Origin of the sequence: Nonomuraea typhae, assembly GCF_009760925.1 — a bacterium.
Lineage (GTDB): Bacteria > Actinomycetota > Actinomycetes > Streptosporangiales > Streptosporangiaceae > Nonomuraea > Nonomuraea typhae.
The window spans coordinates 680946-695761 of the sequence record NZ_VRLV01000004.1 but is presented as its reverse complement, the minus strand read 5'-3'; the positions used below and the strand labels follow the sequence as shown (position 1 = coordinate 695761).

General features: G+C 73.2%; 9 protein-coding genes. 5 read left to right on the top strand and 4 right to left on the bottom strand.

The window, feature by feature from the left end; genetic code table 11:
• Positions 1-133: 133 nt before the first annotated feature.
• Complete coding sequence (locus FVE25_RS19185) at positions 134-2770, top strand: AAA family ATPase (RefSeq protein ID WP_157248317.1); 2637 nt, start codon at positions 134-136, stop codon at positions 2768-2770.
• On the opposite strand, the gene FVE25_RS19180 is transcribed toward FVE25_RS19185, so the two are convergent.
• A complete protein-coding gene (locus FVE25_RS19180) occupies positions 2742-3497 on the bottom strand; it encodes an SDR family oxidoreductase (RefSeq protein ID WP_157248316.1) in 756 nt (251 codons plus the stop codon). The two genes, FVE25_RS19185 and FVE25_RS19180, sit on opposite strands and share 29 nt — an antisense overlap.
• 102 nt (positions 3498-3599) lie before the next feature.
• On the opposite strand from FVE25_RS19180, the gene FVE25_RS19175 reads away from it, so the two are divergent.
• Positions 3600-4424, top strand: a complete 825-nt coding sequence (locus FVE25_RS19175) for a helix-turn-helix transcriptional regulator (RefSeq protein ID WP_157248315.1) — start codon at positions 3600-3602, stop codon at positions 4422-4424.
• Here FVE25_RS19175 and FVE25_RS19170 read toward each other — a convergent pair whose 3' ends face one another.
• A complete protein-coding gene (locus tag FVE25_RS19170) occupies positions 4425-5804 on the bottom strand; it encodes a pyridoxal phosphate-dependent decarboxylase family protein (RefSeq protein ID WP_157248314.1) in 1380 nt (459 codons plus the stop codon). It abuts the gene before it with no gap.
• A 61-nt stretch (positions 5805-5865) separates the two neighbouring features.
• Between FVE25_RS19170 and FVE25_RS19165 the strand changes: the two genes are divergently transcribed.
• Entirely contained in the window at positions 5866-7182 is a 1317-nt protein-coding gene (locus FVE25_RS19165) for an aminotransferase-like domain-containing protein (RefSeq protein WP_157248313.1), read from the top strand.
• Positions 7183-7613: 431 nt separating this feature from the next.
• Here FVE25_RS19165 and FVE25_RS19160 read toward each other — a convergent pair whose 3' ends face one another.
• Entirely contained in the window at positions 7614-8765 is a 1152-nt protein-coding gene (locus FVE25_RS19160; RefSeq protein WP_157248312.1) for a serine hydrolase domain-containing protein, read from the bottom strand.
• A gap of 114 nt (positions 8766-8879) precedes the next feature.
• Here FVE25_RS19160 and FVE25_RS19155 point away from each other — a divergent pair, with 114 nt between their 5' ends.
• The gene (locus FVE25_RS19155; protein ID WP_157248311.1) at positions 8880-12053 is read left to right on the top strand and encodes an ATP-binding protein; all 3174 of its coding nucleotides are present in this window, start codon (positions 8880-8882) and stop codon (positions 12051-12053) included.
• A gap of 266 nt (positions 12054-12319) precedes the next feature.
• Here FVE25_RS19155 and FVE25_RS19150 read toward each other — a convergent pair whose 3' ends face one another.
• On the bottom strand, positions 12320-13252 hold the full coding sequence (locus FVE25_RS19150; protein ID WP_246267158.1) for an alpha/beta hydrolase: 933 nt from the start codon (positions 13250-13252) through the stop codon (positions 12320-12322).
• 130 nt (positions 13253-13382) lie between these two features.
• Here FVE25_RS19150 and FVE25_RS19145 point away from each other — a divergent pair, with 130 nt between their 5' ends.
• Positions 13383-14810 (top strand): amino acid permease, encoded by a 1428-nt coding sequence (locus FVE25_RS19145; RefSeq protein WP_157248310.1) that lies wholly within the window; start codon positions 13383-13385, stop codon positions 14808-14810.
• Positions 14811-14816 lie beyond the last annotated feature (6 nt).

The following is a 14816-nucleotide window of genomic DNA, read 5'->3' as shown; positions in this document are numbered from 1 at the left end:
CCGGGCCGCCGGGGCTGGTAGATCAGCGGGATTCATCACGGGCGCCGCCGTCCCGGCCCCGATTCATCACCGGCGGCCCCTTGTCCCGCTCATCCGCGGGTGAGCCGGTGGCGAATGGTCAGCGGAGGTACTCATGCGGAGCTGGCCATTCGTAGGACGGGACGAGGAACTGGGCATGATCCGGTCGTGCCTGAGCCAGGGTGAGGCGGTCGGGGTGGTGGTCTCGGGCGAGGCGGGCATCGGCAAGACCCGCCTGCTGCGGGAGGTCGTCGCGCTGCTGGGGCCGGAGGGGTTCCACACGGAATGGGTGGCCGCGACGAACGCGCTGGCCTCGATCCCGTTCGGCGCGGTGGCCGGCCTGCTTCCGGCGGGCTGGCGCTGCGAGAACGAGCGGGAGGGCCTGTCGGTGCTGACGGCGGCGGCCGCCCGGATGCACGCGTGCGGCAAGGGGCGCCGGGTGGTCATCGGCGTGGACGACGCCAACCTCCTCGACCCGGGATCGGCGGCCCTGATCGGCCAGCTCGCCGCGCAGCGGCTGGCCTTCGTGGTGGCCACGTGCCGGTCCGGCGAGTCGTGCGAGACGATCACGGTGTTGTGGAAGGACGGCCAGGCGCCCTGGCTCGACCTGCCGGACCTGCCGGAAACGGCGGTCGACCAGCTGGTCGACCACGCGCTGGACGGAGACCTCGAGGGCGCGAGCCGGGTCCGTCTGCGCGGCCTGGCGGCCGGCAATCCGCTGGCGCTGCGCGAGCTGATGTCGACGGCGCTCACCGACCGGACCCTGCGGCTTCATCACGGCGTGTGGCGCTTCACCGGCGACTACCGTCCCAAGGGCGCGATCCGGCAGCTTCTCGCGAACCGCCTGGATCCGCTCGCGGCGGGGCCACGCCTGGTGGCGGAGCTCCTGGCGTGCGGGGAGCCGCTCCCCCACGCTCTGCTCGCCCAGCTCGTGGATCCGGCCGTCATCGACGAGGCGGAGACGCACGGGCTGGCGGTCTGCGAGCGTGAGGGACATCGCGTGCAGGTACGGCTCGGCCACCCCCTCTACGGTGAGGTGGTGCGCGCGGGCATCCCGGTGGGCCGGGCCAGGCAGCTCTGGTGGCGGCTGGCCCAGGCGCTGCTCGCCACCCCGCTGCGGCGGCGGGACGATCTGCTGCGCGCCGCCGTCTGGCAGGTCAACGGGGGCGCGGTGGTGCGTCCTGACGTGGTACGGCACGGCACCCGGCAGGCCATCGACCGGGCGGATCTCGCCCTGGCCGAACGCCTGGCCCGTGCCGCCCGGGATGCCGAGCCCTCTGTCCACGCCGACGCCCTGCTCGCCGAAGTGCTGGAATACCGGGGCCGCAGCGCCGAGGCGGCAGCCGTACTGCCGGAGGATCCCCCGTCCGATGACGAGGAGCTGCTGCGGTGGGCACTGGCCCGCGCGGAGACCACCTATTGGGGGTACGGCGACGCCGTGGCGGCCGAGCGCGCGCTGGATCTCCTGCGCGGCCGGCCAGGCGAGGACCTCGCCGAAGGGATCCGATCGTGGATCCTGCTGTACGACGGCCGGTGCGCCGCCGTACTGGATGTCGCGGAGTCGCTCCTGAACGGCGGCCGGGCCGGCACGCAGGCGCTCATCTGGGCCCTGGCAGCGGCCACCGCGGCCGCGGGTTTCCTGGGGCTGGCCAAGGAGGCGGCCGGGTACCACGATCGCGGGCAGGCCCTGGCCAGGGCGAACACGGCCGAGCTGCCCTGGGGGGTGGTCGAACTCGACATCGCCCGCTGCCTGGCCTTCCTGGTCATGGGCGAGGTGCGGGCGGCGTGGACCGTCGCCGACGACGGATACCACCGGGTGTTGTCCGGCCGCAGTCCGCTCATGGCGGTGGGACATGTGGGCTTCCGTGGCCTGGTGGAATGCGCGGCGGGCAGGCCGGTCAGCGCCGGCAGGTCGCTGCGCGAGGCGATCAGCGGGCTGGACGGCCGGGACACGCTCCGGCTCACCCGCACGTTCACGGCGGGACTGGCCACGGCCGCGGCCCTGACCGGCGATGCCGAGGGCGCGCGGAGCTGGCTGGATCACGCGGAGCAGACCGCCGCCGAGGTCAACCGGCTCTTCTCCCCGTGGACGGCCCTCGCCAACGCCTGGACGCTGGCCGCCGAGAACCGGCTCACGGACGCGTCGATGGCCGCCCTCTACGCCGCCGACCTGGCGCGTAGCATCGGGCTGCCCACGGTGGAGGCGCTGGCCTGCTACGACGTGCTCCGGCTCGGGGGCGCCGCCGACTGCGCGCGGCTGGAGCGGCTCGACGCGGTGCTCGGCACGCCGTTCAGCCGTGCGCTGGTGACCGCGGCGCGGGGGCACCGGCGGGGCGACGCCCATGCGCTGTCCGTCGCCGCGGACTCCTTCACCCGGCTCGGCCAGTGCCTGCTGGCCGCCGAAGCCGCCACCGGCGCGGCCGGCGTGCACCGCAAGGCCGGACTGCGCGGTCAGGTGACGACGGCTCGCGAGCGGGCGGCCGAGCTGCGCGCGCAATGCGAGGGCGCCGTCACACCGCTGCTCGAACGCGAGCAGATCTCCCGGCTGCTCACCCGCCGCGAACGCGAGGTGGCGCTGCTGGCCGCCCGGCACAGCAGCCGCGTCATCGCCGAGCGGCTCGGCGTGTCGGTCGCCACCGTCAACAACACCCTGGCGCGCGTCTACGCCAAGCTCGGCATCTCCCGCCGGGCCCACCTCGCCGCCCTGGTGGAGGCCACCCCGGTCACGCCTGCCGGGTCGGATACACGGTGATCCGCGAGAGATTGACGTGTGCCGGCTGCGCCGCCGTGAACGCGATCACCTCCGCCACGTCCTGAGCCGACAGCACCTGGATGCTGCCGATCACCCCGTCCAGCCACTCGTTGACCGCGGGATCGGTGACGTGCCCCTGCAGCTCGGTGGCGACGATCCCCGGCTCGACGGCGGTGACCCGCACCCCGCGGCCGCCGAGTTCGGCGCGCAGGGTCGCGGACAGGTGGGTGACGGCGGCCTTGCTCGCGGTGTAGGCGGCGAAGCTGGGGAAGGGCACGTGCGAGGCGATCGAGGAGATGTTGATCAGGTCGGCGGGCCCGGTGGCCGCCGCCCGCAGCAGGGAGGGCGTGAGCGCGTGGACGACGCGGAGCGCGCCGGTGACGTTGACGTCGATCTGGCTCTCCCAGTCGGCGAGGTCGGCCTGCTCGGCGGGGGCGGGCAGCATGATTCCGGCGTTGTTGACGACGAGGTCCACCCCGCCGAAGACGCCGAGCACCCGCTCGACGGCCGTGGCCACGGAAGCGGAGCCGGCCACGTCGGCGGCGGCGGCGATCGCCTCCCCTCCCGCCTGCTTGATCTCCTGGACGAGGCCGGTCAGCCGCTCTTCGCGGCGGGCCAGCAGCGCGACCCTGGCACCTCTGGCGGCCAGCAGGGTGGCGGTGGCGGCGCCGATGCCGCTGGACGCTCCGGTGACGATGGCGGTACGGCCCTTGAGGTTGTCGGTCATGGCGCCGACTCTGGTGCCCGCCGCCGGCCGTACCCAGGGACCTGTTTTTCCTGGGTCTGACAGGGCCACCCTGCGGGCCGGGCGGCGACCGATAATCGAAGGGTGAACGAACTGGGTGAGTTCCTCAAGTCGCGTCGCGCGCGCGTCCGTCCCGAGGAGACGGGCCTGCGGTCGTACGGCGGGCGGCGCCGCGTGCCCGGCCTGCGCAGAGAGGAGCTGGCGCAGCTGGCGGGGATGAGCGCCGACTACTACACGCGGCTGGAGCAGGGACGCGGCGGCGGCGTCTCGGAAGAGGTGCTCAACGCGCTGGCCAGGACGCTCGGCCTGGACCAGGACGAGCGGACGTACCTGTTCAGCCTGGCCAGGCCGGTGCGCGCACCGCGGCGTACCCGGCGCACGGTCGGCCCCGAGCTGCGGCACCTGCTCGACGCGATGGAGGGCGTGCCCGCCTACGTGATCGACCACAGGGGCGAGGTGCTGGCCTGGAACCGCCTGGCCGCCGCGCTCTACGCCGACCTGGGCAGGCACCGCAACTGGGCGCGCTTCTGCTTCCTCGACGAGGCGAGCAAGGAGGTCTTCGTCGACTGGGAGAAGAAGGCCAGGGAGGTCGTCGCCTACCTGCGGCTGAAGGCGGCCCAGCATCCGGACGATGCGCGGCTGGCCGCGCTGGTGGGCGAGCTGTCGGTGAAGAGCGCGGACTTCCGCCGCTGGTGGGCCGATCACAACGTGCGGGAGAAGACACGCGGGACCAAGCAGATCCGTCATCCGGTGGCGGGCGAGCTGGCGCTGAGCTTCCAGTCGTTCACGGTGGCCGGGGAGCCCGACCAGGTGCTGGTGGCCTACGCGGCCGAGCCGGGCTCGCCCTCGCAGGAGGCGCTGCGGCTGCTGGCGAGCTGGTCCCTGCCCGACCTGCAGAATGCGCCCTGACTACGCGGAAACCTTCTCCAGCACCGCGGCCACCCGCTCGACGTCGGCCTCGGTGGTGCGCCAGTTGCTGAAGGCGGCCCGCAGGGCGGGGACCCCGTCGTACACGGTCGTGGTCAGGAACGCCTCGCCGGACGCCGTGATCGCCCGCGCCACCTCGTCGACGCGGGCGGGATCGCCGGAGAGCGTGAAGCACACGACGTTGAGCCGGACCGGCGCGAGCAGCCGGTAGCCGGGCATCGCGGCGATCCGCTCGCCCAGCCGGGCGGCCAGGGCGAGGTCGCGGCCGACGATCTCCGCGTGCCCCTCGCGGCCGTAGGCGGCCAGGGTGAACCAGGCCGCGAGGGCCCGCAGCCGCCGTGAGTTCTCCGGCGTGAGGTGGACCGGGTCCGGCTCCTCCCCCAGCGGGCCGAGGTAGGCGGCGTGGTTCTGGAAGACGCGCGCCTGCAGGTCGCGGCGATGGGTGAACTGCACCGCGCTGTCGTAGGGGACGTTCAGCCACTTGTGCAGGTCGGCGCAGATCGAGTCGGCCGCGCCGAGCGCCGCGACCAGGTGCGCGTGGCCGGGGGACAACGCCGCGAAGGCGCCGAAGGCGGCGTCGACGTGCAGCCAGAACGGGAACCGCTCGCGCAGGGCGGCGATCGCGGCCAGGTCGTCGAAGTCCCCCGTGTTCACCGTTCCGGCGTTGGCCACCACGATCGCCGGGGCGCCGTCCAGCTCCGCCAGCGCCTCGGCCAGCCGCGACACGTCCACCGCCTCCCGCCCGGGCAGGACGTCCACCTTCCGCAGCGCCGAACGTCCCAGCCCCAGCAGGGCCAGGGCCTTGCCGATGCTCGAATGCGCGCTCCCGGACAGCACCCGCACCGGTCCCAGCGCCGCCACCCCCTCGTCGGCGACCGAGACGCCGCGCTGCTCGCCCAGCCACTCGCGGCCGATCGCCAGGCCCGTGGCGTTCGACATCGTGGCCCCGCTCACGAAGGCGCCCTGCTGCCCGGCCGGCAAGCCGAACAGCTCACGCAGCCACGCCACCGTCTCCCGCTCCAGATCGGGCGCCGTCGAGTCGAGCCCGGAGGTCGGGTTCTGGTCCAGCACGCCCGTCAGCCAGTCGCCCACGACCGACGCCGGCGTGCTGCCGCCGGTCACGAACCCCAGGTAGCGGGGCCCCGCGCTGGCCGCGAACCCCGGCTCCCACCGCGCGGCGAACTCCGCCATCGCCGCGGAGGTCCCCGCTCCGGCGAGCGGCAGCGGACGCGGCTCCGGCCGCACGGGCGCGCGCGCCGCCGGCCGCTCGGCCAACCCTTCCAGCAGCCGTACGGCATAGCCGCCCGCGGCCTCCATCAACTCGGCGGTCCGGACGAGGTCGTCGGCAGGTGTCGTGCTCATGGTCCGACCGTACGCCCGGGCGGCCCATCACCCTCTAGTCCAATCATGGCAAACTGGACCAATGTTGACCGGATGGCAGCGGCCCGGGGTCCCCCTGGCCGACTCCCTCGCCACGGCTGTGCGCGAAGCCGTACTCGACGGCAGGTTCAGGGTCGGCGACCACCTGCCCTCAGAACGCAGCCTGGCCGCGCAGCTCGGCGTGAGCAGGGGCACGGTCGTCGCCGCCCTGGCCAGGCTCCGATCGGAAGGCTGGCTGACGACCAGGGCGGGCAGCGCCAGCACCGTGCGGCTGCCATCCCGCCTCGGCGAGAGGTACGCCCCGGCCTCGCTCGACCGAGCCGACCCCGTCGACCTGCGGCATGCCGTACCGGCCGCGCCGCGCGAGATCTACACGGCGGCCGCGCAGCGCGCGCTCGGCAGATCGGCCCGTCTCCTGCTGGAAAGCGGCGAGCCCGACGCGGGCCTGCCCGAGCTGCGCGAACTCATCGCCGCCCGCCACACCGCCGAAGGCCGGCCCACGCGCCCGGACCAGATCCTGATCACCTCCGGCGCCCGCGCCGCCATGACCCTGCTCATCACGCACCTGGCTCCGCGCCGCGCCGTCGTCGAGAACCCCGCCTTCCACGGAACCCTCGCCCTCCTCCGGCGTTCCGGCACCCGCATGGCGCCCGTGCGGGTCACCGCGTCCGGCTGGGACCCCGGCCAGCTGGCCCGTGCCTTCGGCGAAGCGGCAGGACACCTCGCCTGCCTCATCCCCGACTTCCACAACCCCACCGGCGCCCTCATGGACCGCGAGACCCGCCGCCTGATCGCCGGCCTCGCCGAAACCCACCGCGTCACGGTGATCTGCGATGAAACGATGCGCGACCTCGACCTGCGCGACACCCCGTCCCCCGAGCCCCGCATCCCCGGATCGGTGACGGTCGGCTCGATGAGCAAGAGCGTGTGGGGCGGCCTGCGAACCGGCTGGATCCGCGCCCCGGCCGCCCTGATCCGCGAACTCCTCCTGGACCCGATGAGCGGCGTCTGCGCGCCGCCGCCCATGGAGCAGTTGCTCGCCTGCGAGCTCTTCCCCCACCTCGACGCCCTCCTGAACCGCCGCCGCGCGGAACTGCGCACCCAGCGCGACCACCTGGCCGCCCGTCTCCGCGAGCACGAGGACTGGACCTTCACCCTGCCCGAGGGCGGCCTCACCCTCTGGCTGCGCACCCGGACCGACACCCTGGTGCAGCAGGCCGCCCTGGCCGGCCTCGACCTCCTCCCCGGCCCGGCCTTCTCCCCCAACGGCACCCTGACCCACTGGCTCCGCCTCCCCTACACGGCCCCGCCGGCCACCCTCGACCGCGCCGTCGACCGCTTGACCTCCCCTGTAGCGTGAGGGAGATGCCGAAACGGACCATCAGGACCGCGGCGCTCCTGACGCCGGCCGCGCGTCCGGACCCGGCCCGACTCGGCCTGCAACACGTGGGATCGGGGCGGTTTCCTTACTGTGCGCCCTGGTCACGGGTGCACTGGTGTGGATCGCGGTGGGCCGGATTGGTCCCGCCGGCGGCCGTGGCGGTCAGCGTGAGTTATGCGTGGTGGCTGGCGCACCCCCGCCGTCGTCAACGTCCTCGTCATCGCCGCCGTGGCCCAGGTCGCGAGTGCCCTGCCACCGAGGAAGAACCTTCTTGACGGCCTACCGGCGCCGGGCTCGTGCGGGTGCCGATGGGCGGCCAGAGGAAGGAGTGCCAGGCGTACGTGAGCGTGGCTCCCGCGGCGAGCACGGCAGGCGCCGGTCGGGGACGGTGGTGGGTCATGGGCGGGTGCTCACCTTCCGACGGAGATGCCGAACTCGGCTTCGATGATCTTGAAGAGGACGTCCCAGGACTTCCACTCGGTGTTGGTGTGGACGGCGAGGGTGTGCCGGCCGTCGGGGGCGCCGACGGCGAAGATCCACGATCCCCACAGGCTGCCGCTGACGCCGCGCAGCGGCCGGCCCGCCGTCACGGTCTTGTCGAACTCGAACAGGCCCATGCCGTAGCGGGCATGCGGCATCCAGTTGCCGCCCTCGGTGGAGACGGTGGTCCACATCCGGCGATGCTGGGCGGGCGGCAGCAGGGTGCCGCCGGCCAGGGCGCTCACCAGGCGGATCATGTCCGTCGTGGTGGAGACGACGTTGCCGGCCGACCAAGCGCCGGAGGAGTTGACCTCGGTCACGTCCAGGGGCGGCAGGCCGGGCTCCTCCATCAGCGACTCCCAGTTCTCCGGGGTGAGGGTCGCCAGGTCGGTGCCGTCCTTGAAGAACAGCTTGGAGTACGCCCGCGGGTGCGGACCCGGATAGCCCACGTCCGCGGCGGGACGCACGTAGGTGTCGGCCAGGCCGAGCGGCTGGATGATGCGGCGCTCCACCTCGTCGGCGTAGCTGTTGCCCGTCGCCTTCTCGATGATCGCCCCGGCGAGGTGGAAGCCGCCGTTGGCGTACTCGAAGCGTTCGCCGGGCATGCCGACCGGCGGCTGGGAGACCGCGAGGTTCAGCATGTCGGTGAGGGTGGAGACGTCGAAGCGGTGCCGGGCGAACCCCTCGCGGGTGGCGTAGCGCTGGGCCACCTCCGGCGCCAGACCGGTGGCGAACAGGCCGCTGGTGTTGCTGAGCAGGTGCCCGATGGTGATCCGGTCGCCGTCGTAGCCGTTGGCGCCGGGGTCCAGCACGCCGGGCAACCAGGTGCCGACCGTGTCGTCGAGACTCAGCCTGCCCTCGGCCTCCAGGGCCAGCAGCACGGCTGCGGTGAACGCCTTGCCGCTGCTGCCGGTGTGGAGGAGTTCTCCCTGCTGACGCGCAGCGCCGGTGGTGAGGTCGGCCACGCCGGCGGCGCCGAACCAGGTCCGGCCTCCTTCCTTGACCTCGGCGACGATGCCGGGCACGCCGGCCTCGGCCACGGCCCAGTCGAGCACCTGCTGCACGTTCTCGTTCGCTGACATGACTGCCCTTCTTGTCGGTGACGCGCTCCACGGTGCCCCCGGGCGCTGACAAACCGCTTCGTCCGCGCTTCGAGCGAGCGCTCACCGGGACCCGCTGCTCATAGCCTGGTGAGCATGCGGGTTGAGGTGCTGGGGCCGATCCGGGCCCGTGCGGACGACGGCGCGCCGATCGGCGTCGGCGGCGTCATGGTGCGCGCGCTGCTGGCCCGGCTGGCGCTGGCCGGCGGCGAAATGGTCGCGGACGACGCGCTCGTCGACGGGCTGTGGGGCGACAGCGCACGCGGCGGCACCGCCAATACGCTCCACGGACTGGTGCACCGGCTGCGCAAGGCGCTGGGCGAGCCCGGCGCGGTGGAGCGGACCGCCGCCGGATACCGCCTGCTCGTGCGCGCCGGCGACGTCGACGCGCTCCGGTTCGAGGAACTGGCCCGGCGCGGCGCTCGCGAACTGGCCGCGGGTGCGGCGGAGCGGGCGGCCGCGCTGCTGGGGGACGCGCTGGCATTGTGGCGGGCCGGCGCGCTGACCGACGTGCGCGACGCGCCTTTCGCCGGTACGGCCGCCGCCCGGCTGGAGGAGCTGCGGACGGCGACCGTCGAAGACCGGTTCGAAGCCGAGCTGCGGCTGGGCCACCACGACGAGATCCTCGCCGACCTGGCGACGGTGTCCGCCGGTCATCCGCTGCGCGAGCGGCTGGCCGGGCTGCGGATGCGCGCCCTGCACGCGGCCGGCCGCCAGTCCGACGCGCTGGCGGTGTTCGAGCAAGTCCGCCGCAGGCTCGCCGAAGAACTGGGCGTCGACCCGTCCGAGGCGCTGCGCACGACGCACCTGGCCGTGCTCCGGGGCGAACTCCGCATTCCCCCGGCCGCGCCGGCGCGCCCGCAGGCCGTACCTGGACACCTGCCGGCCCCGCTGACCGGCTTCGTCGGCCGCGAGGACGAGTTGCGGCTGCTGGCCCGGCTGCTGGAGAGCTCCCGGCTGGTCACCATCGTGGGGCCCGGCGGAGCGGGCAAGACCCGGCTGGCCGTCGAGGCGGTGCGCCGCCATCGGGCCTGCCTGCGAGGCCGGGTCTGGCTCGTCCCGCTGGCGGGCGTCACCACACCCGAGGGGCTGCCCGAGGCCGTGCTGGGCACGCTCAGCGTCACCGCCGCCCCGCCGCCGGGCCCGCTGCTGGAGCGGGTCGCCGGCCTGCTGGCCGGGGACGAAGGCGTCCTGGTGCTCGACAACTGCGAGCAGATCTCCGTGCCCGTCGCGGAGTTCGCCGGGCAGCTGCTGGAGCGGCAGCCGTACCTGACCATCCTGGCCACGAGCCGGGAGCCGCTGGAGGTCATGGGTGAGGCGCTGTGCCGGCTGGGCCCTCTGGAGCTGCCGCCGGCGCACGCGGATCTCGCCCGGGCCGGGGAGTCCGCGGCCGTGCGGCTGTTCGCCGACCGGGCGGCAGCCGTACGGCCTGGCTTCGTGCTGGAGGCGGCGGCGCTGGACATCGTGCGGCGGCTGGACGGGCTGCCGCTCGCCCTGGAGCTGGCGGCGGTACGGCTGCGCACCATGACCGCCGCAGAGGTCTCCCAGCGGCTGGATGACCGCTTCCGGCTGCTCAGCACCGGCAACCGGGGCGCGCAGCCCCGCCAGCAGACCCTCCTCGCGGTCATCGAATGGAGCTGGGATCTGCTCAGCGGCCGGGAGCGGATGCTGGCCCGCCGCATGGCCGTCTTCCCCGCCAGAACGGGCCCGGCCGAGATCGCGGCGGTCTGCGCCGACGAGAGGCTTCCGGCGGACGAGCTCACGTACGTGCTGGAGTCGCTGGTCGACAAATCGGTCGTGGAGCGGGCCGGTGACGGATACCGGATGCTGGAGAGCATCCGCGCCTACGCGGCGGACCAGCTCCGCCTCGCGGGCGAAGGCCCCGCGGTGCTGGACAGGCTCATGCGGCATTTCGCCGCCCTGGCCGAAGAGCACGAGCCGCTGCTGCGCTCACGCGAGCAGGAAGCGTCGCTGCGGTGGTTCGACGCCGAGCACGGCAATCTGGTCTTCGCCCTGCAGACGGCCGTCGACGACGGCGACGCCCGGGCGGCGGCGGCGATCCTCGCCCCGCTGTATTGGTACTGGGTCATGCTCCGCTACGACGCGCGCGCCGACGTCTACGTGGCCAGGGTCGCCGCGCTCGGCGACGCGCTGCCCGCAGGCGCGCGGGCCGCGTTCACCGCGATCCGGGTGGTGGCCGGCGAAGAAGGATCGAGCACCGATCCCGAGCGGTTGCGCGCGCTCATCGACGACTGCGCGCGCACCGGCGCGCTACGGCGATACCCCATGCTGCTGACGACGGTGGTGCTGGTGGCCGCGGTCCTCGGCCTGGACGAGCCGGTCGATCGGGAGCTGGCCCGGGTGCGCGGCGGCTCGGACCGCTGGGCGATCGCCTGCACCCACATGATCGACGCCATGCGCTACCGCGACCGGGCCGACGGCGAGAGCGGCGCGGCAGCGATGAGGCAGGCGCTGCACGTCTTCGAGGAGGTGGGCGACCGATGGTGGGCCGCCAAGACGCTCAACGGCCTGGCGCAGATCCACGCTCTCGGCGGTGATCACGAGCAGGCGGTCACCGCCTACGAGCGCGCCATCGCGATCGCCGCCGAGCTCGGCTCGCAGGACGAGGTCTCCACCCGGCTCGCCCTCGCCTCCGCCCGCATGCGCGCCGGCGACCTGACCGGCGCCCGGCGCGACATCGACACCGCGGAACGCGCGGTCTGGGAACGCGGCCAGCCCATGCTGGAGATCGACGTTCTCGGCTGCCTGGCCGAGCTGCACCGCCGCGCCGGCGAGACCGAGCGCTCCGAGCAGGAACTCGACCGGCTGGAATCCCTCGCCCGCAAGCTGCCCCTGTCCGCCGAGACGATCGGGAACCGGCTGGCCCTCGCCCGGATGGCCAACCTCCTCACCGCCGGGGACACCGCCCGCGCCCGCGAGCTGCTGCCCCACGCGGTCCGCGCGGCCCAGGCGAGCATGGACGCCTGCTCCGCCGCCCAGCTCCTGGGGCGGCTGCTGGCCCTGGAAGGCGACCCGTCCGGCGCCGCCGCCGCACTCGGACTCAGCCAGGCCATCCGCGGCGCCTTCGACCGCGGCGACGCCGAACTGCGCTCCCTCGTGCAGGCGCTCGTGGACCGGCTCGGCCGTACCGCCTACGACATCGCCTACTCCCGGGGCGCGAGCCTGACGCCCCACGAGGCCATCGACCGGCTGACACGGCCGCGCGAGCTCACACGTCCTCCTCGTCCGGTGCGAGAGCCGTGGCCATGAACCAGTCGAGCGCCGCAGCCGCCCTGGTGCGCGTTGAGCACCGGGACGCTGGTCAGGTGCACGCCGACGGGCACCGGATGCGAGCAGGGCACGTGCTCGATGGTGATGCGCCTGTCGGCCAGGTCCAGCCGATCCAGGCCACGCCATGCGGGTCGGCCGGGTCGTCGAGGTCCTTCGGCATGCCGCGGAAGAACTGGTAGGCGTTGCCGATCAGGCTGTCGGAGGTGCCTTAGAGCTGCGTGCCGCGTGGGGGTACGGTGACCGGGTCAGTCTTTCAGCGCGCGGCGGAGCGTGGCGCCGAGCTCGGCGAACTGCCGCTGGGACACCTCCGCGGACAGGATCGTGTGCGACCCGTGGAAGGTGCCCGGCCACTGGTGCAGTTCGACCGACACGCCCGCCTGCAGCAGGCGCAGCCCGTACTCGATCGCCTCGTCGCGCACCGGGTCGAACTCCGCGGTGGCGATGTACGCCGGGGGCAGTCCGGACAGGTCGGTGGCCCGTCCCGGGGCGGCGTACTGCGTGGCCTGTTCGGAGCCGAGGAAGTGCCGCCAGCCCGCGGCGTTGCTGTGGCGGTCGTGCCAGGGCGTGTCCGTGAAGTGGCGCTGTGACCATGTCTGCTGGCGGTCGTCGATGGACGGCTGGCTGAGCAGCTGGAACCGGATCGGCGGCCCGTACTGGTCGCGCGCGTACAACGCCACCGCGGCCGCGATCGTCGCGCCCGCGCTGTGCCCGCCGATCGCGATGCGGGCCGGGTCGACGCCGAGTTCGGCGGCATGGTCGGCGGTCCAGGTCAGCACGGCGTAGACGTCGTCCCGCGCGGCCGGGAACCGGTGCTCGGGCGCCAGGCGGTAGTCCACCGAGATCACCACGGCGCCTGAGGTGGCGGCGATCCTGGCGGCCCACGGGTGCTCGGTGTCCAGGTTGCCCATGATCCCGCCGCCGCCGTGCATCCAGACGATGGCGCCCCGGGCGTGGTGCGGGCGGTAGATCCGCACCGGCACCGGTGGCTCGGCGGGCACGGTGCGGTCCTCGATCTGCAGCCCCGTCGTGTCCGGCGCCGGTCTCAGGCCGGCCAGCTCGGCGAGGAGCTTGCGCGCGGCGAGAGGATCGGTCAGGTCGATGACGGGGAGATGCGGGATGAGCGCTTCCAGTTCGGGATCCATGGTGGCCATGGTCGTGGCCGCGGCTTCGTAGATCATCCGCGATCTGTAGGGCATCCCGCCCGCCTCGCGCACAGATCGTCGAACTCGGTCTGATCCTCGGGGAAAACGGGTATGTCTCCCCTCATCCCCTCACCGGTGACAGTGTCGTGACCAGGGGGCGAGACGAATGACGAGTCAGCATTCGTTCGGAGGCGGCTCGGGAGTGTTCCGGCGCAAGCCGGTGGAGCAGATCGCCGCCGAGCACGAAGGGGAACTCCAGCGGGCGCTGGGCCTGTGGCAGCTCACCGCGATCGGCATCGGCGGCATCATCGGCGCGGGGATCTTCGCCCTCGCCGGCGCGGTCGCCAACCAGACCGCCGGGCCGGCCGTACTCATCTCCTTCCTCATCGCGGGCGTGGCGAGCGCGGCCGCGGCGTTCTCCTATGCGGAGTTCGCCGGGCTCATCCCGAAGGCGGGCTCGGCCTACACCTACGGCTACGCCGTCCTGGGTGAGCTGGCGGGGTGGTTCATCGGCTGGGACCTGCTGCTGGAGTACACCGCCATCGTCGCGGTCGTGGCGATCGGCATCTCCGGATATTTCGGGTTCCTCGTCGGCAACCTCGGCCTCGACCTGCCCGAGTGGATGCTCGGGGCGCCCGGCACCGGGCCTGGCCGGGTGGTCGACCTGTTCGCGGTGGTGTTGTGCCTGCTCATCGCGTTCCTGCTGAACCTCGGCATCAGGGCCGCGGCCCGGTTCGAGACCTTCGTCGTCGTGCTGAAGGTGGCGGTCGTGCTGCTGGTGATCGTGGTCGGGTTCTTCTTCATCAACCCGGTCAACTACACCCCCTTCTTCCCGTTCGGCGTGGCCGGCGCGATCACCGGCGCGGCCACCGTGTTCTTCGCCGTCTTCGGCTACGACGCGATGAGCACGGCCGCCGAGGAGTCCAGGGACGCCCAGCGCCACATGCCCAAGGCGATCATCTACTCGCTGGCGATCTCGATGGTGCTGTACGTCCTGGCGACGCTGGTCCTGACCGGCATGCAGAACTACAAGGACATCGACCCCGAGAGCGGGTTCTCCTCGGCGTTCGCCGCGGTCGGCCTGTCCAGGCTGGCGGGTGTGATCGCGGCCGGGGCGATCATCGGCATTCTGACCGTCATGTTCACCTTCATGCTCGGCGTCACCCGCGTGTGGTTCGCGATGAGCCGCGACGGGCTGCTGCCGCAGTGGTTCGCGAAGGTTCACCCGGTGCGCCGGGTGCCGAGCCGTATCACCTGGATCGTCGGCGTGGTCTCCGCCCTCATCGCCGGGTTCCTGCCGATCCGCGAGGCGGCCGAGCTGACCAACATCGGCATCCTGCTGGCCTTCGTGGTGGTGTGCGTCGCCGTCATCGTCCTGCGGTACCGGCGCCCCGACCTGCCGCGGACGTTCCGGACGCCGGGCATGCCGGTGGTCCCGGCCATCGGCGTCGTCTTCTCGTTGTGGCTGATCACCTTCCTGAGCCCGGAGACCTGGCTGCGCTTCGTCATCTGGTTCGCGATCGGCCTGGTCCTCTACTTCGCGTACGGCTACCGCCACTCCGTGCTCAATCGCCGGCAGGAACCGCAGGAGTGAAGGCGG

What these genes read in the sequence shown, in the direction of transcription:
- FVE25_RS19185 (WP_157248317.1), top strand. Translation starts at nt 134, where the DNA reads ATGCGGAGCTGGCCATTCGTAGGACGGGACGAGGAACTGGGCATGATC.
- FVE25_RS19180 (WP_157248316.1), bottom strand. Translation starts at nt 3,497, where the DNA reads ATGACCGACAACCTCAAGGGCCGTACCGCCATCGTCACCGGAGCGTCC.
- FVE25_RS19170 (WP_157248314.1), bottom strand. Translation starts at nt 5,804, where the DNA reads ATGAGCACGACACCTGCCGACGACCTCGTCCGGACCGCCGAGTTGATG.
- FVE25_RS19165 (WP_157248313.1), top strand. Translation starts at nt 5,866, where the DNA reads ATGTTGACCGGATGGCAGCGGCCCGGGGTCCCCCTGGCCGACTCCCTC.
- FVE25_RS19160 (WP_157248312.1), bottom strand. Translation starts at nt 8,765, where the DNA reads ATGTCAGCGAACGAGAACGTGCAGCAGGTGCTCGACTGGGCCGTGGCC.
- FVE25_RS19155 (WP_157248311.1), top strand. Translation starts at nt 8,880, where the DNA reads ATGCGGGTTGAGGTGCTGGGGCCGATCCGGGCCCGTGCGGACGACGGC.
- FVE25_RS19150 (WP_246267158.1), bottom strand. Translation starts at nt 13,252, where the DNA reads ATGATCTACGAAGCCGCGGCCACGACCATGGCCACCATGGATCCCGAA.
- FVE25_RS19145 (WP_157248310.1), top strand. Translation starts at nt 13,383, where the DNA reads ATGACGAGTCAGCATTCGTTCGGAGGCGGCTCGGGAGTGTTCCGGCGC.